The following is a 21,593-nucleotide window of genomic DNA, read 5'->3' on the forward strand; positions in this document are numbered from 1 at the left end:
GCTTAGGCGCCGCATCGCGAGCTACGCTCGCTCCTACCTGAGCTGCATCCATCCTGTAGGAGCGAGCAAAGCTCGCGATGCACCGCGCTAGCGGTGCCAACACAATCAAGCTAAAGCGCAGGCGATCCAGGCCGATAACCCGTTATCCCCTGTTTCCCACGAAGGTCACCATGGCCACGCAAAATGCCCGCGCGGACTCGTTGTCCCTGCTGCTGTTCACCCTGCGCAGCGGCAAGCTGATGGCAATCAACCTGCTCAAGGTCAGCGAAATCATCCCCTGCCCGCCGCTGACCAAACTGCCTGAATCGCACCCGCACGTAAAAGGCGTAGCTACCCTGCGCGGTAATTCGCTGTCGGTGATCGACCTGTCCCGGGCCATCGGCGAACGCCCACTGGAAGACCCACAGGGCGGCTGCCTGATCGTCACCGAGATCAGCCGCTCGCGCCAGGGCCTGCACGTGCAGGCCGTGAGCCGCATCGTCCATTGCCTGAGCACCGACATCAAACCGCCGCCGTTCGGCTCCGGCAACCGCTCGTTCATCACCGGTGTCACCCGGGTGGACAACACCCTGGTGCAGGTGCTGGACATCGAAAAAGTCATCCACGGCATCGCCACGCCCGAACCCGAGCCGAACCCCGGTGAACTCAGCGAGGAAGACGCAAGCCTGCTCGCTGCTGCCAACATCCTGGTGGTCGACGACAGCCAGGTGGCGCTGCAACAGTCGGTGCACACCCTGCGCAACCTCGGCATCGACTGCCACACAGCGCGCAGCGCCAAGGATGCGATCAACGTGTTGCTGGAGCTGCAGGGCAGCCCCCAGGAGATCAATATCATCGTCTCCGACATCGAGATGTCCGAGATGGACGGCTACGCCTTCACCCGCACCCTGCGCGAAACCCCCGACTTCCAGCACCTCTACGTGCTGCTGCACACCTCGCTGGACAGCGCCATGAGCAGCGAAAAAGCCAAGCTCGCCGGGGCCAACGCCATCCTTACCAAATTCTCCTCACCCGACCTCACCGACTGCCTGGTGACTGCCGCCCGCACCGTGGTGTTTGCCGAGCGCTGAAGAGCGTGTTGTTATATTCAGCGACAAACTCCCTGGCTTGCCGCCAGGGATGACTCGGGCATAATTCGCGCCCCTCGGATAAATTCCCGGAACCGCGTATGAAGTTTCTTAGCTCCCTCCTGATCGCCTGCGCACTGTTCAGCGGTGCCGCCCAGGCTTCCAGCAGCCAGGCCTGGAACGAGCAGCGCCAGCAGATGCTCAAGGCCTGCCTGGCCGCCAGCCAGTTCAAGGACGCCCACGCCCGTGGCAAGCCTGCCGAGTTCGATGACCAGGTGGGTTTCAGCGCCCTGCTGATTGAAGGCGTGTACCCGCAAAAGCACATGCAGCAGCGCACTGGCACCGAGCTTTGCCTGTATGACCGTAAACAGCAGCATGCGTACGTCAGCGAATGGAACCCGGGCGCCCAGTGAACGACAGCCTGCGGTTTGCCTGTACCGGTTGTGGAAAGTGCTGTACCGGCCACCATGTGCCGCTGACCCTGGACGAAGCTCGCCAGTGGGCAGCTGCCGGTGGCCAGGTGGTGGTGCTGATCGAAGGCTGCGTGGCCGATGGGCCGGGCATGCCGCCAGCGCAGCGCGAGCACGTGCTGCGCCGCTCGCACCCGGTGCCCTGCGGCCAGGGTGAAATCCGTGTGTCGGTGACATTCGCGGCGTTCAACCCCGGGCGTTGCCGCAACCTTGACGACAACGACCTGTGTCGGATCTATGAGAACCGGCCGTTGGTGTGCCGTATCTACCCGGTGGAGATCAACCCACATATTCCGCTGCGGCCCGAGAACAAGGATTGCCCGCCCGAGGCTTGGGAGCAGGGGCCTGAGTTGATTCATGGGGCAATCCCAGTGGACCCGGCCCTGGCGGCGCTGGTGCAGGCCTCACGCCAGGCCGATCGGGATGACATTGCGGCCAAGGTTGCCGTTTGCCAGGCACTGGGGATGACCACCAGTGCGTTGAAGGGCGACGGGTTTACCGCTTACCTGCCGGACATGTCGGCTTTTGCTGCGGCGTTGGCCCAGATTTCGGAGGGGGCCGAGGGTGGCTGGACGCTGCATGTGGAGCGGCCTGAGCTGGTTGGCGAGTTGCGGGGGCTGGGCTTGCGAACCACCGCTGAGGCGCCGGTTTTTTATGCGTTCATTGGGTTTTAGGTAGGCCGGGGCGGTGCATGCCTTGAGGTTTGCGGCGGCGCTCGATCTCAAACCCAACCAACCTCTCAAGGCGAACACCCTTCAGGCGCCGCGATTCGTTCTCACGGATAGGGTGGCAGCCGTACGCGAGGTGAGAAAACCGCGCGCCATCACCGCGGCTCAGACCGAAGTCTGCACGCGCACGGCTGCCATGACTCGATGGCATTGAAATGGTCGCAACGCAGCTTCTCACAGCCGCTCGCCGTTGTTGGCGAACCATGAAGTTATCGCTGAAACAGTTCCCTGAATATCAGACGCCATCCGACAGAGTTCGTAGGATAATTCGTCATGGCCTGGGTCTTGAAGCGTTTGGTTTTAGATTCGGAATGTTCGTACAGGTGCATGCCTTGAAGCGGCGCATCGCGAGCTCCGCTCGCTCCTACGTTTTTTCGGGCCAATTACGCCTGCGCCATTGCGCGCGGTGGCCACATGAACACTGGCCCGAAACAGACGTAGGAGCGAGCAGAGCTCGCGATGCGCCGCGCGGGCGGCGCTCGATCTCAAACCCAACCAACATTTCAAGGCGAACACCCCGGCCCCACCCAGAACCCACCCCCAACCTGTCACCGCTGTCAGCCAGCCGTCACGCTCCCGACCCGTTCAAACCGCTATAAGCTTGCAATACACCCCTCCATCCCCCATGGCCAAGGTCCCCGCACCGATGCGACGTCCATCCCGCCCCCTCCTTCTCGCCGGCCTCACCCTGCTCGCCCTGGCAGCCCTGGGCGTGTGGTACGGCCAGCGCCGGGAGGCACCCGCCAACCATGCGCAAACCGCCATCCCGGTGCGCGTGGTCAGCGTCGCCCAACAGGACGTCCCGCGCTTTGCCAGCGCCATCGGCTCGGTGCTGTCACTGCACAGCGTCGACGTGCGCCCCCAGGTCGAAGGCGTGCTCACCCAGGTGCTGGTCAAGGAAGGCCAGTGGGTCAAGGAAGGCGACCTGCTCGCCACCCTCGACGACCGCGCCATTCGCGCCCAACTCGACCAGGCCCAGGCCCAGCTCGGCCAGAGCCAGGCGCAAATCCAGGTGGCCGGGGTCGACCTCAAGCGCTACCGCCTGCTCAGCACCGACGACGGCGTGTCAAAACAGACCCTCGACCAACAACAAGCCCTGGTGAACCAGCTGCAGGCCACGGTCAAGGGCAACCAGGCCGCCATCGCCAATGCCCAGGTGCAACTCTCGTACACGCAAATCCGCTCCCCCGTGACCGGCCGCGTGGGCATCCGCAATGTCGACCCCGGCAACCTGGTGCGTACCAGCGACACCCAAGGCCTGTTCAGCGTTACCCAGATCGACCCCATCGCCATCGAGTTCGCCCTGCCGCAACAGATGCTGCCCACCCTGCAAACCCTGCTCAAAGCCCCCACCCCAGCGCTGGTGCAGGCCTACATGGACGCCGACGGCGAGCGCAACCTGCTCGGCGAAGGCCACCTGGCGCTGATCGACAACCAGATTTCCGCCACCACCGGCACGGTGCGGGTAAAAGCCGAGTTCGACAACAAGGACGGCCGCCTGTGGCCCGGCCAGCTGGTGACCATTCGCCTGCGCACCGCCGTCGAGGAAAACGCCCTGGTAGTGCCGCCACCGGTGGTGCAACGCGGCATCGACGGACACTTCGTGTACCGCCTGGACGGCGACAAGGTGACCAGCGTGCCAGTCAAGGTGATCTACCAGGACAGCGACCAAACCATCATCGCCGGGGTCAAGCCCGGTGAACGCCTGGTGCTCGACGGCCAGTCGCGGCTCAAGCCCGGCGCCCGGGTTGAGGTAGCGCCCGACGCCCCGGCGCCTGCGCAAATGGCCGATGGCGGGAACCAGCCATGAACAGCCGCAACGGTGTTTCCGCCTGGTGCATCGACCACCCCATCGCCACCCTGCTACTGACTTTCGCCCTGGTGCTGCTGGGCGCCATCGCCTTCCCGCGCCTGCCAGTGGCGCCGCTGCCGGAAGCCGACTTCCCGACCATTCAGGTCACCGCCGCCCTGCCCGGCGCCAGCCCGGAAACCATGGCCTCGTCGGTGGCGACGCCCCTGGAGGTGCAGTTCAGCGCCATCCCCGGCATGACCCAGATGACCAGCAGCAGCGCCCTGGGCTCGACCACGCTGATTCTGCAGTTCACCCTCGACAAGAACATCGACACCGCCGCCCAGGAAGTACAAGCGGCGATCAACACCGCCACCGCGCGCCTGCCCCAGGACCTGCCCAACCCGCCCACCTGGCGCAAGGTCAACCCGGCTGACAGCCCGGTGCTGATCCTCACCGTCAGTTCCGCGCAAATGCCCGGCAACGACCTCAGCGACTACGCCGAAACCTTGCTGGCGCGCCAGCTCAGCCAGATCGACGGGGTTGGCCTGATCAACATCACCGGCCAGCTGCGCCCGGCCATTCGCGTGCAGGCGCAGCCTGAAAAACTAGCCGCCATCGGCCTGACCCTGGCCGACGTGCGCCTGGCCATCCAGCAAACCAGCCTGAACCTGGCCAAGGGTGCGCTGTATGGCGAGCACAGCGTGTCGACCATCGCGGCCAACGACCAGCTGTTCCACCCCGAGGACTACGCCCAGCTGATCGTCTCGTACCGCAACGGCGCACCGGTGCACCTCAAGGACGTGGCCAAGGTCATCAACGGCGCCGAGAACGCCTACGTCAAGGCCTGGTCGGGCGACCAGCAGGGGTTGAACTTGGTGGTGTTCCGCCAGCCCGGGGCGAATATCGTCGACACCGTCGACCGGGTGCTGGACGCCCTGCCCAGGCTGCAGGAAATGCTCCCGGCCTCGGTCGAGGTGTCGGTGCTGCAGGACCGTACCCAAACCATCCGCGCCTCCCTGCACGAGGTGGAGCTGACCCTGATGATCGCCGTGGCCCTGGTGATCGGGGTGATGGCGCTGTTCCTGCGCCAGTGGTCGGCAACCCTGGTGGTGTCCAGCGTGCTTGGCGTCTCGCTGATCGCCAGTTGCGCGCTGATGTACGTGCTCGGATTCAGCCTGAACAACCTGACCTTGGTGGCCATCGTCATCGCCGTGGGCTTCGTGGTCGACGACGCCATCGTCGTGGTGGAGAACATCCACCGCCACCTGGAAGCCGGCGACGACAGCCGCACCGCGGCGCTCAAGGGCGCCGGCGAGATCGGCTTCACCGTGGTGTCGATCAGCTTCTCGCTGATCGCCGCGTTCATCCCGCTGCTGTTCATGGGCGGCGTGGTAGGCCGGCTGTTCAAGGAATTCGCCCTCACCGCCACCTCCACCATCCTGATTTCGGTGGTGGTATCGCTGACCCTGGCTCCCACCCTGTGCGCGCTGTTCATGCGCCGGCCACCGGGTGAACACCAAGGCGGCTTCGGTGAGCGCCTGCTGAAACGGTACGAAAAAGGCCTGGACCGTGCCCTGGCCCACCGCCGCCTGACCCTCGGCGTGTTCGGCCTGACCCTGGCCCTGGCGGTGGCCGGCTACATTGGCATCCCCAAAGGCTTCTTCCCGCTGCAAGACACAGGCTTCATCCTGGGCACCACCGAGGCAGCGGCGGACGTGTCGTACCCGGCCATGGTCGAGAAGCACCTGGCGCTGGCCAAGATCATCGGTGACGACCCGGCGGTGCGCGCCTATTCCCACTCGGTGGGCGTCACCGGCAGCAACCAGACCATCGCCAACGGCCGCTTCTGGATTTCCCTCAAGCCCCCTGGCGAGCGCGATGTCACCGCCAGCGAGCTGATCGACCGGCTGCGGCCGAAACTGGCCCAGGTGCCGGGCATTGTCCTGTACATGCGCGCCGGGCAAGACATCAACCTCAGCTCCGGCCCGTCGCGCACCCAGTACCAGTACGTGCTCAAGAGCAACGACGGCGTGGCGCTGAACCTGTGGACCCAGCGCCTGACCGAGCGCCTGCGGGAAAACCCAGCCTTTCGTGACTTGTCCAACGACCTGCAACTGGGTGCCAGCGTCACCCGCATCGACATCGACCGCCAGGCGGCGGCGCGCTTCGGCCTGACCACCACCGACGTCGACCAGGCGCTGTACGACGCCTTCGGCCAGCGCCAGATCAGCGAATTCCAGACCGAAACCAACCAGTACAAGGTGATCCTGGAGCTGGACGCCCAGCAGCGCGGCAAGGCCGAGAGCCTGAACTTCTTCTACCTGCGCTCGCCGCTGACCAACGAGATGGTGCCACTGTCGGCCCTGGCGCATGTTGCGCCGCCCAGCACCGGGCCGCTGTCGATCAGCCACGACGGGCTGTTCCCGGCGGCCAACCTGTCGTTCAACCTGGCCCCCGGCGTGGCCCTGGGCGATGCGGTGCAAATCCTTGAGCGCACCCAGCGCGAGCTGGGCATGCCCGACTCGATCAGCGGCAACTTCCAGGGCGCAGCCCAGGCCTTCCAAAGCTCGCTGTCGAGCCAGCCATGGCTGATTCTGGCCGCGCTGGTGGCGGTGTACATCATCCTTGGCGTGCTCTACGAGAGCTTCGTGCACCCGCTGACGATCATTTCCACCCTGCCCTCGGCGGGCCTGGGTGCGCTGATTCTGCTCTGGGGCATGGGCCAGGACTTCAGCATCATGGGCCTGATCGGGGTGGTGCTGCTGATCGGCATCGTCAAGAAAAACGGCATCCTGCTGATCGACTTCGCCCTGGAAGCCCAGCGCCACCAGGGCATGACGCCCGAGCAGGCGATCCGCCAGGCGTGCCTGACGCGCTTCCGGCCGATCATCATGACCACCCTCGCCGCCCTGCTGGGCGCGGTGCCGCTGATGTTCGGCTTCGGCGCCGGCGCCGAGCTGCGCCAACCGCTGGGCATTGCCGTGGTGGGCGGGCTGCTGGTGAGCCAGGCGCTGACGCTGTTCACCACCCCGGTCATATACTTGGCCCTGGAGCGCCTGTTCCACCGCCGCCAGGCTGCCCGTGCGGCGGCGCCCAGTGCCAGTTAGGACAAGACCATGCGTGTGCTGATCATCGAAGACGAAGAAAAAACCGCCGACTACCTGCATCGCGGCCTCACCGAGCAGGGCTTTACCGTGGACCTGGCGCGCGATGGCATCGACGGCCTGCACCTGGCGCTTGAGGGCGACTACGCGGTGATCGTGCTCGACGTGATGCTGCCGGGCCTGGACGGCTACGGCGTGCTGCGTGCGCTACGGGCGCGCAAGCAGACGCCGGTGATCATGCTCACCGCCCGCGAGCGCGTGGAGGACCGTATCCACGGCCTGCGCGAAGGCGCCGACGACTACCTGGGCAAGCCGTTCTCGTTCCTGGAACTGGTGGCCCGGCTGCAGGCCCTGACCCGGCGCAGCAGCAGCCACGAACCGCTGCAGATCCAGGTGGGCGACCTGTGGATCGACCTGATGGCACGCAAGGCCAGCCGCAGCGGCCAGCGCCTGGAGCTGACCGCCAAGGAGTTCTCGCTGCTCAGCGTGCTGGCCCGGCGCCAGGGCGAAATCCTCTCCAAGACCGCCATCGCCGAGCTGGTGTGGGACATCAACTTCGACAGCGACGCCAATGTCGTCGAAGTGGCCATCAAGCGCCTGCGTGCCAAGCTCGACGGGCCGTTCGACAACAAGTTGCTGCACACCATTCGAGGCATGGGCTATGTCCTGGAAAACCGTGCCGGTTAATTCCATTGCCCTGCGCCTGTCGGCGCTGTTCATCCTGGTGGCGCTGGCGGTGTTCGTACTGATTGGCTCGGCGTTGTACCGCCAGGTCGACCGCAGCCTCGACCTGCTGCCCGAGGCCGAGCTGGATGCGCGCTTCAGCGTGCTCGAATCCACCCTCAACCGCTTCGGCACCCCCGAGCATTGGGCCAAGATCAACAACAAGCTCAACCTGCTCAGCGAGGAAGACAAGCGCATTCGCTTCTGGGTGGTCAGCAGCAACCCGGCCTACGAATACGGCCACCCCAGCGAACTGGTGCGCGCCTTTGGCGAAGGCCCGCAAGGCATGCGCGACCTGCGCCTGCCCGACCGGCCCTACCCGTACAAGGTGCTGGTCAGCGAGCTGCCGGCTCTGGGCGAGCGCCCGCCGCTGCGCTTTCTGATCGGCATCGACACCGAAACGTTCTGGCAGGCCCAGCACAGCCTGCTGGTGGCCATCGTCGGCCTTGCCGTGCTCGGCGTGCTGCTGGCCTCGGTGCTGGGTTACTGGGTGGCGCGCATTGGCCTGCGCCCATTGCTGGCGCTGTCGGTGGAAGCCCAGGCGCTGGCCCCGCCGCGCCTGGACGGGCGCCTGCAAACGGTGAACCTGGCGCCGGAACTGGCGCAGTTCGCCGGAGCCTTCAATGCCGCGCTGGACCGCGTGAGCCAAGCCTATTCGCGGCTGGAGGCATTCAACGCCGACGTGGCCCACGAACTGCGCTCGCCGCTGACCAACCTGATCGGCCAGACCCAGGTGGCCCTCACCCGGGGGCGCAGTGCCGAGCATTACTTCGAGGTGCTGCAGTCGAACCTTGAGGAGCTGGAGCGCCTGCGCAGCATCATCAACGACATGCTGTTCCTGGCCAACGCCGACCAAGGCAGCAAGGCCACGGCGCTGACCCAGGCGTCACTGGCCGAGGAAGTGGCCACCACCCTGGACTACCTGGACTACATCCTCGAAGACGCCCAGGTCAGGGTCAGCGTCAGCGGCGATGCCCAGGCGCCGATCGAAAAGGCCCAGCTGCGCCGGGCGCTGATCAACCTGCTGAACAATGCCGTGCAGCACACCGCGCCCAACCAGGTGATTCGCGTGCAGATCGAGGCGGCGCCGGAGCAGGTCAGCATTGCCGTCAGCAACCCGGGGCCGGCCATCGATGAGGCGCACCTGCCGCTGCTGTTCGAGCGCTTCTACCGCGTGGATGCGGCGCGCAGCAACAGCGGCGGCGGCAACCATGGGCTGGGGCTGGCGATCGTCAAGGCGATTGCCGTGATGCATGGCGGCGAAGTGTTCGTGCGCAGCGGCGCCGGGGCCAATACCTTTGGTATCCGCCTGCCGGCAAGCGCCCTGTAGGAGCGACCGGAGGTCGCGATCGGGACGCGCAGCGGCCCGCTTCCGTGCTGTGGCGAACATTGCTGGGGCTGCACGGCAGCCCATCGCGACCTACGGTCGCTCCTACCCGGGTGTGACCTGAGCCATCCTTACCTTTTGCGCAACAGTGCTTATCGCCAAAGAGGCTGTTTCCGCAGCACTTAACGGACTAACTTTAGCCCTGTCCTCATTCACACTTGCCCGCGCAAGAAGGTAGTTTCAAATGTCCAACAGTATGGGTATTGCCAGCGTTTTCGTCCTGTCGTCCCTGTTGTTGTCGCCCCTGGCCATGGCCGAAGAATCCCCGGCGTTCGTTGCCCGTAACGCAGAACTTGCCGCCGTTCATCAGGAATCGCGCGACGCTATCGCACACAAGGCCGACGCTGGCAAAGATGCAGAGCAGACTGCTTCGAAAGTCGCCAGCGACGCCAATGCCGACAGCTGATCGCACGCCGCTCCCGCTCCGTTTTTCCCTTGGCTACGCCATGGGCACCGTCGGTGCCGTTATGTTAGCCTTTTAAAGCCGCTGCCGATCAGCGGCTTTTTTTATGTGCCTTAACTCTCAGCCCGGCTGTACGTTCACCCATAAGAAAGCTGCACATTCAAAAATAAAAACTGCCCCACCGTCAGACCAAAGGAGCTAGTACCGGTGCCTTCCGCGTTCCGTTTTACCCCGCTGTTCATTGCGTTGACTGCAACGATCCCGTTCGCCGCCCAGGCAGATGAAGACAAGGCTGATGGCTTCATCGAAGGTTCGTCCCTCAACCTGCATTTTCGTAATGCCTACTTCAACCGCGACAGCCACAACCCCGGCGCCCGCGATACCCGCGAGTGGGGCCAGGGCGCAGTCGCACGCTTCGAGTCGGGTTACACCGCGGGCACCGTCGGCTTCGGCATCGACGCCCACGGCATCCTGGGCCTGAAACTCGACGGCGGTGGCGGCCATGCCGGCACCAGCATCCTGCCTGAGCACATCAAGGACGACGGCGAACTGGGCGCAGCCCCGCATTCGTTCTCTACCGCAGGCGCGGCGGTGAAGCTCAAGGCCTTCGACACCGAACTCAAGGCCGGTGACCTGTTCCTCACCAACCCGGTCATCGCCGGGGGTGAAACCCGCATGCTGCCGCAGACCTTCCGCGGCGTAAGCCTGACCAACCACAGCATCGACGGGCTGCTGCTCGAAGGTGGCCAGGTCAGTTTCACCCACCCCTACAACCAGAGTGGCCACCGCCGTATCGACACCTACTACGGCAGCCTGGACGAGCACGAAAAGAGCAAGCACCTGAGCTGGGCGGGCGCCTCGTGGAGCGGCACCGAGAACGTCACCACCAACCTGTATGCCGCCGAGCTCAAGGACATCTGGAACCAGTACTACGCTGACTTCGACTACACCTACGTGGTCAACGACCTGGTCAGCCTGAACCCGGGCGTGCACTTCTACCACACCCAGGACACCGGCCGGGCGCTGCTGGGCAAGATCGACAACAACACCTACAGCCTGCACTTCACGGTCAATGCCGGTTACCACAGCATCACCGCCGCCTACCAGCGGGTCAACGGCAACACGCCGTTCGACTACATCAACCTGGGCGACAGCATTTACCTGGACAACTCGCGCATGTACTCGGACTTCAACGCGCCGAACGAGCGGTCGTGGAAGCTGCAATACGAGTACAACTTCGCCGGCCTCGGCATTCCGGGCCTGAGCAGCAGCCTGTCGTACTCGCGCGGTGAGGCAGACCTGACCAAGGCCAGCCAGGACAACCCCCACTACAGCTACTACAGCGCCGATGGCAAGAACGCCATGCACTGGGAGCGCGACCTGGACGTGAAATACGTGTTCCAGGAAGGCGACCTGAAAGACCTGGCCGTGCAAGTGCGCTATGCCACCCACCGCGGCAGCCAAGGCTACGCCGCCATCGACGGCTCCAGCGACAACGACGAAGTGCGGGTGATCGTCGATTACCCACTGAACATCTTCTGATCCCTGCTGTAGAGCCTTTGTAGGAGCGGGCTTGCCCCGCGAACACCGGCACAGCCGGTGCCAAGCCTCGGGTTGCCTGCTTCGCGGGGCAAGCCCGCTCCTACAATTCGATGGGTAGGCTCCATACGATTCCGTCGGACAAATCTTGTCCGACAATCCGCGCTTCCCTAAAATGTCGCCCGCCGAAAATGGCCCTGCCTCAGCAGTAGCGCGCATGCCCACTTCAACCTCGCGTTTCGCACTCTACAGGTCGCACCCCGAGCTGTTCCTCAACCTGGGCAGTTGCCTTGCCGTGCTCGCCATCGTGGCCATCGTCAGCTATTTGCTGGGCCGCGAGCGCGATAATGTCGAACAGTCGGCCATACGCTCGTCCGGCAATATCGTGCAGCTGATCGAAAGCGACATCCTGCGCAACGTCGAGCTCTACGACCAATCCCTGCGCGGGCTGATCTGGGCGGTGCAGCACCCGGAGCTGCTGCAGGTCAGGCCACGCCTGCGCCAACAGATCCTGTTCAACCAGACCTTCGCCGCCCCGGTGCGCGGTGACATCCTCTGGCTCGACGCCAACGGCGATGTGGTGGGCGATTCGATCAGCGTGAAACCGCGCCAGGCCAATTTTGCCGACACCGAGGCATTTCGCGCCCACCGCCACAACCCGGGGCTGGGCCTGTTCATCAGCCCGCCATTCAAGGCGCGCCTGGGCAACCTGGACTGGTGCATCAGCTTCAGCCGGCGCATACCGGGGGCAGACGGCAGCTTTGCAGGCCTTGCCGCCGGTGCCCTGCGCCTGTCCTATTTCAACGAGCTGTTCCAGCGCCTGGACATCGGCGAGGAAAGCAGCATCAACCTGCTCAACACCGACGGCCAACTGCTGGCCCGGCAACCCACCCGCAGCCAAGACCCGCTGATCGGCACCAATTTCGCCGACCGCCCCAACTTCAAGCGCATCCTGGGCGAACACAGCGGCAGCTTCACCGCCCGCTCCAGCATCTATGGCACCCAACGCATGTACACCTTCGCCCGGGTGGCCGACCTGCCGCTGATTGTGCTGGTGGTGCATTCGGCCGATGAGGTGTTCCAGTCGTGGCGGCGCACGGCCATTGTGGTCAGCGTCGCCACCGGAACGCTGTGCATCGGTATCCTCTGGCTGACGTTGCTGCTGGGCCGCGAGCTGCGCCGCCGCCATGAAGCCGAGCAAGGCCTGGAAGCACTGGCCGCCACCGACAGCCTGACCGGGCTGGCCAACCGCCGCCGCCTCGACCAGGTGCTGCGCCAGGAATGGTCACGCGCCCAGCGCAATCGCAAGCCGCTGGCGGTACTGATGGTGGATGTGGATCACTTCAAGGCGTTCAACCAGCGCCACGGCCATGCCGGTGGCGACCATGCCCTGCGCGAGGTGGCCAAGGCCATGGAGCAGTGCATACGCCGGCCTGCGGACCTGGCGGCACGCTATGGCGGCGAGGAGTTTCAGGTGGTGCTGCCAGAAACCGAACAGCACGGTGCAGCCATGTTGGCCGAGCGCATTCGCGCGAGGGTGGAAGCCTTGGCGCCGTTTGCCGACGATGCCCACTCGGTGACGGTGAGCATCGGCATCGGCGTTTACACCCCCGGCACCCAGCAGGACCTTTCACGGCTACTGGGCGCCGCGGATGAAGCGCTCTACCGGGCCAAGGCCAATGGCCGCAACCAGGTAGAGGGGCCGCTGGCCTAGGACTGGGCGCGGGCCGCGTTACGCAGCGCCTTGACCTGGTCGTGGTTGCGCTGCACGCCTTGCAGCTGTTTTTCCACCAGTGCATAGCTGCTGTCGCTGGCCATGCGGCCCAGCTTCACCAGCTTCTCGCGGGCTTCCTTGTAGGCTTTCAGGGCATGGTCTTCACCACGCTCCACTTCGTTGAGCACCGCTTCTTCGTCCTTGCCGGTAACCATCGACTTCAGGTTCACCCAGCCTCGGTGCAGGTCACCGCTGATGCTGGTGGTGGTTTCCGGGTCGCCGCCCAGGCGACGCACTTCGCTTTGCAGCTCAGCGGCTGCGTTGGCGCATTCGCCGGCGCGCTGGACGAAGAACGCCTTGAGGCTGGGGTTCTTCACGTCATCGGCCGACGCCTTGAAGCCCTTTTCGCCGTCCTTGCTGTACTCGATCAGGTCGTTGAGTACGTCGATTACGTCTTTGTTGGGGTTGCTCATGGCACAGACTCCTAGGCAGGTGATAGTCATCTGTAATGGAGCAGCCTTCGTGCCAGGCTTGTATTTTTCAATAATTCTTTAAAAAACAATGACTTATAAAAAGCCTAACGAACACCGGAAGCGGTGTTATGCATGATTACCGCTTGGGTGCCCGTGCAGATTGCAGTATGGTCGGCGCTCATTCACTGCCAGGGCTGCGCGATGAAACCGGAAATGCTCGAACTGCTGGTGACCCGCACCATGCCATTTGGCAAATACCAGGGGCGGATCATTGCCGACCTGCCGGGGGACTACCTGGCCTGGTTTGCGCGCAAGGGGTTTCCAGCGGGGGAGCTTGGGGGGTTGTTGGCGTTGATGCATGAGGTTGACCATAACGGGCTGGCCGACCTGCTGGTGCCGTTGCGGCAGAAGCATCGGCGCTAGCCTGGGCCGGCCCTTTCGCGGGGCAAGCCCGCTCCTACAAGGACCGCCGGTGTTAATCCTGTAGGAGCGGGCTTGCCCCGCGAAAGGGCCGGCAAGGCCACCACAAACCGCTAACCTTTAACCGGCGCCACCGCCAACTCCACCCGCTCGCTCTTCTTGATCACCGCATACACCACCGCCGTCACCAGGCTCCCGGCCACGATCGCCAGCAAATACAACAACGCGTGGTTGATGGCATTGGGAATCAGCAACACGAACAGCCCGCCATGGGGCGCCATCAGCTTGCAGCCAAAGTACATCGACAATGCCCCGGTCAACGCGCCACCGGCGATGCTCGCCGGAATCACCCGCAGCGGGTCCTTGGCGGCGAACGGAATCGCCCCTTCGGAGATGAAGCACAGCCCCAGCGCCAATGCCGCCTTGCCCGCCTCGCGCTCGCTCTGGGCGAACTTGCGCCGGGCCAGGAAGGTGGCCAGGCCCAGGCCAATCGGCGGCACCATGCCCGCGGCCATGGTCGCCGCCATCGGGGCATAACTGGACGAGGCCAGCAGCCCCACCGAGAACGCATACGCCGCCTTGTTGATCGGCCCGCCCAGGTCGACGCACATCATGCCGCCCAGCAGCAGCCCCAGCAGAATGGCGTTGGTGGTGCCCATGCTGTCGAGAAAGTGCGTGAGGCCTTCGAGCATGGCCGCGACCGGCTGGCCGACCACGTAGATCATCACCAGGCCCGTGAACAGGCTGGCCAACAGTGGAATGATCAGAATCGGCTTGAGCGCCTCCAGGCTACTCGGCAGCTTGGCCCAGCGGGCAATGGCCTTGGCGCTGTAACCGGCAAGAAAACCGGCGACGATGCCGCCAATGAACCCGGCCCCGAGGGTGCTTGCCAGCAAGCCGCCGATCATCCCCGGCGCCAGGCCCGGGCGGTCGGCGATGGACCAGGCAATGTAGCCGGCCAGCAACGGCACCATCAGCTTGAACGCCGCTTCGCCGCCGATCTGCATCAACGCCGCTGGCAAGGTGCCAGGTTCCTTGTAGGCCTCGATGCCGAAGACGAACGACAAGGCGATCAGCAAACCGCCGGCCACCACCATCGGCAGCATGAACGACACGCCGGTCAGCAGGTGCTTGTACACCCCGGCCTTTTCCGCCTTGGCGCTTGGCGCAGCGGCTGCATCGCCTGCACTTTCCACCTTGGCCTCGGCCAGCGCCTTGCCCAAGGTCGCCTGGGCCTGCTTGAGGGCGATGCCGGTGCCGCAGCGGTAGATGCGCTTGCCGGCAAAGCGTGCCGTGGGCACCTCGATGTCGGCGGCCAGCAGCACCACGTCGGCTTCGGCGATGGCCTGGGCCGACAGTGGGTTGCGTGCCCCCACCGAGCCCTGGGTTTCCACCGTCAGTTGGTAACCCAGTTGCTGGGCGGCCTGCTGCAAGGCTTCGGCGGCCATGAAGGTGTGCGCCACGCCGGTCGGGCAGGCGGTTACCGCGACGATGCGTGTGGCGGCAGCGGGCGCCTGGGCGAGCGGCTCGGCAACCTGCACCTGGGCGTTGGCCGCCGCTTCATCAAGAAAATGCTCGCGGTCTGCCAGGGCCTGGGCCGGGCTGCTCTGGTACAAGCGCTTGCCGGTGAAACGGGCCAGGTCCACGGGGCCGGTGCTGACCACCAGCACCCAGTCGGCCTCGGCGATCTGCGCGGCGCTCAGCTGGCGTTCGGGGTGTTCGGCGTCCTGCACTTCAACGCAGGTCTTCCAGCCACGGCGCTGGGCGGCGGCCGACAACAGGCGTGCGCTGAGCACGCTGGACACCTGCCCATTGGGGCAGGCGGTGACAATGGCAATGTTCATCGGCAACCCTCTTGTTGTTCTGTCAGTTGCACGGCGGCTTCCAGCTGCGCCAATTGCGCGCGGTCGTTGATGCCGAAGCCCACCTGGGTCACGGCCTGGGCGGCAATGGCGGTGGCGTGGCGCAGGGTGTGTTGCGGGGCTTGCCCGGTGAGCAGGCCATGAACCATACCGGCCACCAGCGAATCACCGGCGCCCACGGTGCTGGCCACCTGCACGTGCGGCGGGCGTGCCTGCAGGGCAACGCCTGCGGCGAACCAGCTGACACCCTGCTCGCCCGCCGACACCACCACATGCTCGACGCCACTGCCCAACAGGCGCTCGGCGGCGGCACGCTGCGCGGCCAGGTCATGCACCGGCAGGCCAAGCACCTCGCCCAGTTCCTCGGTGTTCGGCTTCACCAGCCACGGCGCGCTCTGCAGGCCGGCACGCAGCGCCTCGCCGCTGCTGTCGAGGGCAACCTTCAACCCCAGTGCCTTGAGCTGCAGCAGCAAGTCACGGAACCAGGCGGCGCTGATGCCGCGCGGCAGGCTGCCCGCCACCACCACCGCCGCGTGCCCCGGCGCGGCCTGTGCCAGGCGTTGCAACAGCTCGGCGCGGGCAGCTTCGCCAACCTCCGGCCCCTGGCCGTTGATGTCGGTGACCCGGCCGTTGGCTTCGACCACCTTGACGTTGCTGCGGGTTTCGCCGGGCACGCGTACGAAGCAGTCGGTAAAGCCACGGCGGGCGATCAGCGCTTCGAATGGCTGCAGGTTGTCCTGGCCGAGGAAACCGGCCACGGTCACCTGGTGGCCCAGGTCGGCCAGCACCTGGGCGACGTTCAGGCCCTTGCCAGCGGCATGGCTTTGCTGGGCCTGGGTGCGGTTGACGTGGCCGGGGCGCAGGGTGTCGAGGCTGAGGGTGAGGTCCAGCGCCGGGTTCAGGGTCAGGGTGAGGATCTTGGCCATTCAGTAACGCTCCACCAGCGCGCGTACCGCTGCGGCGCTGTCTTGTTGCAGGGCCTCGCGCGCCAGGGCGCGGGCCGTCTGGTGATCGGCCTGGCGAACCAGGGCCTTGACTTCGGCAATGCTGCGGGCCGCCACGCTCAGTTCATCCACGTCCAGGCCCAGCAGCACGGCCACGGCCTGCGGGTCGGTGGCCAGCTCGCCGCACACGCCTACCCACTTGCCGTGGGCATGGGCGGCGCGCACGGTCATGTCGATCAGGCTTAGCACCGCTGGGTGCAGGCCGTCGGCCTGGGCCGACAGGCTCGGGTGGCCGCGGTCGATGGCCAGGGTGTACTGGGTGAGGTCGTTGGTGCCGATGCTGAAGAAGTCCACTTCACGGGCCAGTTGCGCCGCCATGAGCGCCGCGGACGGCACCTCGACCATGATCCCGACCTGCAGGTCGGCCACCGGAATTTCCTGGCGCAGGCGCTCGACCATGGCGCGTGCCTCGCGCCACTCGTGGGCCTGCCCAACCATCGGGAACATGATGCGCAGCGGGCGCTGGTCGGCCGCGCGCAGCAGGGCGCGCAGCTGGTCTTCCATGATCTGCGGGCGCTGCAGGGTCAAGCGCACGCCGCGCACGCCAAGGAAGGGGTTTTCCTCGGCCGCGATCGGCCAGTACGGCAGTGGTTTGTCGCCGCCGACATCCAGGGTACGCACCACCAGCGGCCGCCCGCCCAGGCCGTCGAGCACGCGGCGGTACTCGGCCTCCTGGGTGGCCACATCCGGCGCTTGCGGGTGGGCCATGAAGATCAGTTCGGTGCGCAGCAGGCCAACGCCTTCGGCGCCCTGCTCCACCACCTTGGCGATGCCGTTGCTGTCGCCAATGTTGGCGAACACTTCAACCGCATGGCCGTCGCGGGTGACGGCCGGCGCGTGGCGCTCGGCCCAGGCGGCCTGCAGGCGCTGCTCGCGCGCGTCGCGTTCGGCCAGGGCGCGTTGCAGCTCGTCTGCCGCGGGTGCCACCGTGACCTGCCCACGCTGGCCATCGAGCAACAAGGGCGTGCCAGGTTCGAGCAGCAGCACCGCGGCGCCAGCGCCAACCACTGCCGGAATGCCCAGGGCGCGGGCGACGATGGCACTGTGTGCGGTGGCGCCGCCATGGGCGGTGACGATGCCGGCGACCCGCTCCGGGTTCAGGCGGGCGACGTCGGACGGGCCAACCTCGCCCATCACCAGCACGTAGGGTTGCTCGGGTTCTGCCTGCGCCTGCACGCCGCACAGCTGCACCAGCACCCGGCGGCCGATGTCGCGCAGGTCGGCGGCGCGTTCGGCAAGCAAGGCGTCCTGCAGCGCTTCCTGTTGGCGTGCGGCAGCTTCGATCACCGCCATCCAACCCGCTTGCGCGCTCTCGCCCTGGGCCAGGCGCAGTTCCACGTCATCGCCCAAGGCCGGGTCGGCGAGCATTTCCTGGTGGGTGACGAAGATCTCGCCAATGGCCTTGTCGCTGCGCTGCACCAGCGCCTGCAGGTCGGCGTTCACCACGGCCAGGGCCTCACGCAGCTTGCGGCGCTCCGCTGCTGGCGATTCGCCGCGCAGCGGGTAGTCGATGTCGCGCTCGACACACACATGCGCAGGGCCACTGGCAATGCCTGGGGAGGCGCTTACGCCCTGGATGTGGCTGCCGGCGGGCGGTGCCTGCAAGGGCTGCGCGGCAACCTCGGCAACCGGGCTGGTTGCCGTGGGCAGCGGCTCGACGTCCTCGCCCAGCCCCGCCTCGATGGCCGCCAGCAGCACCGGCAGCGCATCAGCGGCAATCGACGGCTCGGCAATCAGTTCAAGTTCCTGGCCACGCCGGGCGCCGAGGCTGAGCAATTTGCTCAGGCTTTTCACCGACACCGCCGGCTGCCCGCTGTCGGGCAGGCGCAGGCGCAGCTCGCCGTCGAAGCCCTTGGCCAGCTGCGCGAGCACCTTGGCCGGGCGCGCATGCAGGCCATGCGGGTTGGCCAGCACGATGCGTGCACTCGGCCAGTCGGCCGGGGCCTCGCCACCGAGCACTTCGAGCACGGTGCGGCTACTGGTGGCCTGGTACAGGGTTTGCCCGCGGCCTTCGATCAGCACCTCGCACAGGCGTTCGAGCAGGGCCTGATGGGCGGCGCCCAGGCTTGCCAGGCAGAACAGGCCGTTAAGCGGCTGGTCGCGGTAACGCAGTGGCTGTTGCGGGGTGATGAACGCCAGGCCTGGCTGGCGCACCTGGCGTTCACTGTGCAACCACCAGAGGCCTTCACCTAGCGGCAGCGGCTCGGCCTGCTGCAACACGGCGGCAAAGCCGCTGTCCACGCATCCGGCGCGCTGCAACAGGCGTGCACCGCGCCAGGCCAGCTCGTCGAAATCTTCGGCGGGCAGGTTCAGGCCAACCAGCTGCGCGTCCAGCGCCAACGCCTGGGGCGCACCTTGCAGCAACTTGAGCAGGGCCTCGGCGGAGCTGGCCCGGCGCAGCGCCTCGGCCAGGTCGGTTTCGCCCAGGGCGCGGGTGAGCAGTTGCAGCAGGCGCAGGTGTTCATCGGACCGGGCAGCGATGCCGATGGCCAGGTAGACGATCTGGCCATCGCCCCAGTCCACGCCCTCGGGGAACTGCAGCAGGCGCACGCCGGTGGCATACACCAGGTCGCGGGTTTGCGGGGTGCCGTGGGGAATGGCGATGCCCTGGCCGAGAAAGGTCGAACCTTGCGCCTCGCGCGCCTGCAAACCCTGCAGATACCCCTCGGCCACCAGGCCGTCGGCGACCAACTGGTCCGCCAGCAGGCGCAATGCCTGGGCCTTGTCGGCGGCCTGCTGGCCCATGGCAATCTGCTCTTTGGCGAGCTCGAGCATGACCTTCTCCTTTTGCAGCCCCGGGCTTGGTTTTAGAGCCGGGTACTGAGGTATTGTTGTGATATTCACGCAATCAGCCAGTTCGGCAGCCGGGTATCGGCAGTTGTCGGGGCAGAAAATTTACTGGCTGAAACGTTTAATCTGACCAAGCGGCCACGTTACTCGATAATCTTCCAAGGAAAAAGCCCCATCCTGTCGGACAATTGCGACAATGGTCGCCTGCGCGTGGGGGCCAATCCGGGTCAAACTACCCGGTCCTGGTTCCGTAGCCAGTCCCGGTAATAACAAGGAAAATTCGGTGAAACTCAGCGATATCGCCCGCCTGGCCGGTGTGTCAGTGACCACTGCCAGTTACGTCATCAACGGCAAGGCCGAGCAGCAGCGCATCAGCAACAGCACTGTCGAACGGGTGCGTGCGGTGGTCGAAGCCCATGGCTTCACCCCCAACCCACAGGCCGCCGGCCTGCGCAGCCGCCACACCCGCACCCTGGGCTTCATTCTCCCGGATCTGGAGAACCCCAGCTATGCCCGCATCGCCAAGCAGCTGGAACAGGGTGCCCGTGCCCGTGGCTACCAGTTGCTGATCGCCAGCAGCGACGACCAGCCCGACAGCGAGCGCCAACTGCAGCAGCTGTTCCGCGCCCGGCGCTGCGACGCGCTGTTCGTCGCCAGCTGCCTGCCGCCGGAAGATGACAGCTACCGCGAGCTGCACGACAAAGGCCTGCCCGTCATCGCCATCGACCGGCGCCTGGACCCAGCCCACTTCTGCTCGGTCATCAGCGACGACCGCGATGCCAGCCGGCAACTGGCCGGCAGCCTGCTGGCCACCGCGCCGCGCAGCATTGCCCTGATTGGCGCACGCCCGGAACTGTCGGTCAGCCAGGCCCGTGCCGGCGGCTTCGACGAAGCCATGCAAGGCTTTGACGGCGTGGTGCGGCGTTACCAGGGCGAGGCCTTCAGCCGTGAGTGCGGCCAGCGCCTGATGCAGCAGTTGATCGATGACCAAGGCGGCCTGCCGGATGCCCTGGTCACCACCTCCTATGTGCTGCTGCAAGGGGTGTTCGATAACCTGCAGGCGCGCCCGGCCGATTCGCGCCAGTTGCACCTGGGCACCTTCGGCGACAACCAGCTGCTCGACTTCCTGCCGCTGCCGGTCAACGCCATGGCCCAGCAGCACGGTTTGATCGCTGCCACCGCGCTGGAACTGGCCCTGGCCGCCATCGAGGAAAAACGCTACGAGCCTGGGGTGCATGCCGTGGGCCGTACCTTCAAGCAACGCATCGCCTCGGCCTGACCATGCGCCTGATCGACACCCACACCCACCTGGACTTCCCCGAGTTCGACGCCGACCGCCCGCGCCTGCTGGCCAACGCGGCGGCGCGCGGGGTGGAGCGGATGGTGGTGCTGGGGGTGTACCAGGCGAACTTCCAGCGGGTGTGGGACCTGGCTTGCGCCGAAGGCAGCGTGCATGCGGCGCTGGGGCTGCACCCGGTCTACCTGGAGCAGCATCGGCCAGAGCACCTGGTGCAATTGCGCCAGTGGCTGGAACGGCTGCGCGGTGACCCGCGGCTGTGCGCCGTGGGCGAGTTCGGCCTGGACTACTACCTTGAAGACCTGGACAAGGAGCGCCAGCAGGCGTTGTTCGAGGCACAGTTGCAGATGGCCTGCGATTTCGAGTTGCCGGCCCTGCTGCACGTGCGCCGCAGCCATGCCCAGGTGATCGCCACGCTCAAGCGCTACAAACTGGCCAGAGGTGGGGTAATCCATGCCTTTGCCGGGAGCTTCGAGGAGGCACGGGAGTACATCAAGCTGGGCTTCAGGCTGGGTTTGGGTGGCGCGGCGACCTGGCCGCAGGCGTTGCGCTTGCGCAAGACGGTTGCGCGCCTGCCGCTGGAAAGCATCGTGCTGGAGACCGACTCGCCCGACATGGCGCCGGCGATGTTTGCCGGGGAGCGCAATAGCCCCGAGCATTTGCCGGAGATTGCCGGGGTGTTGGCCGAGCTGATTGGGGTTGAGGTTGCAGTGCTGGCTGAGGCCAGCAGCCGGAATGCCTGTGAGGTTTTTGGCTGGTAGTGCCGGCCCTTTCGCGGGGCAAGCCCGCTCCTACACAGGCTGTAGGAGCGGGCTTGCCC

17 protein-coding genes are annotated in these 21,593 nt (G+C 65.9%); 13 read left to right on the top strand and 4 right to left on the bottom strand.

Features of this window, described 5'->3' with window-relative positions; translation table 11 throughout:
• Nucleotides 1-170: 170 nt before the first annotated feature.
• The 10 genes from F3J45_RS05925 (at nt 171) to F3J45_RS05970 (ending at nt 12,927) form a co-directional block, all read left to right on the top strand.
• Entirely contained in the window at nt 171-1,070 is a 900-nt protein-coding gene (locus F3J45_RS05925; RefSeq protein ID WP_167058814.1) for a chemotaxis protein, read from the top strand.
• Between the two features lie 98 nt (nt 1,071-1,168).
• Nucleotides 1,169-1,480, top strand: a complete 312-nt coding sequence (locus tag F3J45_RS05930) for a hypothetical protein (protein WP_167058818.1) — start codon at nt 1,169-1,171, stop codon at nt 1,478-1,480.
• Complete coding sequence (locus F3J45_RS05935; protein ID WP_167058821.1) at nt 1,477-2,211, top strand: YkgJ family cysteine cluster protein; 735 nt, start codon at nt 1,477-1,479, stop codon at nt 2,209-2,211. The genes F3J45_RS05930 and F3J45_RS05935 overlap by 4 nt, the downstream gene beginning before the upstream one ends.
• 700 nt (nt 2,212-2,911) lie before the next feature.
• Complete coding sequence (locus F3J45_RS05940; RefSeq protein WP_167058824.1) at nt 2,912-4,075, top strand: efflux RND transporter periplasmic adaptor subunit; 1,164 nt, start codon at nt 2,912-2,914, stop codon at nt 4,073-4,075.
• Nucleotides 4,072-7,164: a multidrug efflux RND transporter permease subunit gene (locus tag F3J45_RS05945; protein WP_167058827.1), complete on the top strand. Its 3,093-nt coding sequence runs from the start codon at nt 4,072-4,074 to the stop codon at nt 7,162-7,164. Before F3J45_RS05940 ends, F3J45_RS05945 begins: the two co-directional genes overlap by 4 nt.
• A gap of 9 nt (nt 7,165-7,173) precedes the next feature.
• Nucleotides 7,174-7,848: a heavy metal response regulator transcription factor gene (locus tag F3J45_RS05950; protein ID WP_167058830.1), complete on the top strand. Its 675-nt coding sequence runs from the start codon at nt 7,174-7,176 to the stop codon at nt 7,846-7,848.
• Nucleotides 7,823-9,214 carry a heavy metal sensor histidine kinase gene (locus tag F3J45_RS05955; protein ID WP_167058833.1) on the top strand — a complete coding sequence of 464 codons (1,392 nt, stop codon included), beginning with the start codon at nt 7,823-7,825 and terminating at the stop codon, nt 9,212-9,214. The genes F3J45_RS05950 and F3J45_RS05955 overlap by 26 nt, the downstream gene beginning before the upstream one ends.
• A gap of 241 nt (nt 9,215-9,455) precedes the next feature.
• Nucleotides 9,456-9,677: a hypothetical protein gene (locus F3J45_RS05960; RefSeq protein ID WP_167058836.1), complete on the top strand. Its 222-nt coding sequence runs from the start codon at nt 9,456-9,458 to the stop codon at nt 9,675-9,677.
• 204 nt (nt 9,678-9,881) lie between these two features.
• Nucleotides 9,882-11,216: an OprD family porin gene (locus F3J45_RS05965; protein WP_167058839.1), complete on the top strand. Its 1,335-nt coding sequence runs from the start codon at nt 9,882-9,884 to the stop codon at nt 11,214-11,216.
• A gap of 214 nt (nt 11,217-11,430) precedes the next feature.
• Nucleotides 11,431-12,927, top strand: coding sequence for a diguanylate cyclase (locus F3J45_RS05970; protein WP_167058842.1), 1,497 nt, complete (start codon nt 11,431-11,433; stop codon nt 12,925-12,927).
• Here F3J45_RS05970 and F3J45_RS05975 read toward each other — a convergent pair.
• On the bottom strand, nt 12,924-13,400 hold the full coding sequence (locus tag F3J45_RS05975; protein ID WP_167058845.1) for a PA2169 family four-helix-bundle protein: 477 nt from the start codon (nt 13,398-13,400) through the stop codon (nt 12,924-12,926). The two genes, F3J45_RS05970 and F3J45_RS05975, sit on opposite strands and share 4 nt — an antisense overlap.
• Nucleotides 13,401-13,601: 201 nt before the next feature.
• Between F3J45_RS05975 and F3J45_RS05980 the strand changes: the two genes are divergently transcribed.
• A complete protein-coding gene (locus tag F3J45_RS05980) occupies nt 13,602-13,823 on the top strand; it encodes a DUF3820 family protein (RefSeq protein ID WP_060512540.1) in 222 nt (73 codons plus the stop codon).
• A 110-nt stretch (nt 13,824-13,933) separates the two neighbouring features.
• On the opposite strand, the gene F3J45_RS05985 is transcribed toward F3J45_RS05980, so the two are convergent.
• Genes F3J45_RS05985 through ptsP form a run of 3 tightly spaced genes read right to left on the bottom strand, consistent with a single transcriptional unit; the run spans nt 13,934 to nt 19,461 of the window.
• Entirely contained in the window at nt 13,934-15,664 is a 1,731-nt protein-coding gene (locus tag F3J45_RS05985; protein ID WP_167058848.1) for a PTS fructose-like transporter subunit IIB, read from the bottom strand.
• Nucleotides 15,661-16,608, bottom strand: a complete 948-nt coding sequence (gene pfkB, locus F3J45_RS05990; protein ID WP_167058852.1) for a 1-phosphofructokinase — start codon at nt 16,606-16,608, stop codon at nt 15,661-15,663. The genes F3J45_RS05985 and pfkB overlap by 4 nt, the downstream gene beginning before the upstream one ends.
• Nucleotides 16,609-19,461: a phosphoenolpyruvate--protein phosphotransferase gene (gene ptsP, locus F3J45_RS05995; RefSeq protein ID WP_167058854.1), complete on the bottom strand. Its 2,853-nt coding sequence runs from the start codon at nt 19,459-19,461 to the stop codon at nt 16,609-16,611.
• 298 nt (nt 19,462-19,759) lie between these two features.
• Between ptsP and cra the strand changes: the two genes are divergently transcribed.
• On the top strand, nt 19,760-20,755 hold the full coding sequence (gene cra / locus F3J45_RS06000) for a catabolite repressor/activator (RefSeq protein ID WP_167058857.1): 996 nt from the start codon (nt 19,760-19,762) through the stop codon (nt 20,753-20,755).
• 2 nt (nt 20,756-20,757) lie between these two features.
• Nucleotides 20,758-21,534 (top strand): TatD family hydrolase, encoded by a 777-nt coding sequence (locus F3J45_RS06005; RefSeq protein ID WP_167058861.1) that lies wholly within the window; start codon nt 20,758-20,760, stop codon nt 21,532-21,534.
• Nucleotides 21,535-21,593: the final 59 nt, after the last annotated feature.

Origin of the sequence: Pantoea sp. Ap-967 (assembly GCF_011752565.1) — a bacterium.
Lineage (GTDB): Bacteria > Pseudomonadota > Gammaproteobacteria > Pseudomonadales > Pseudomonadaceae > Aquipseudomonas.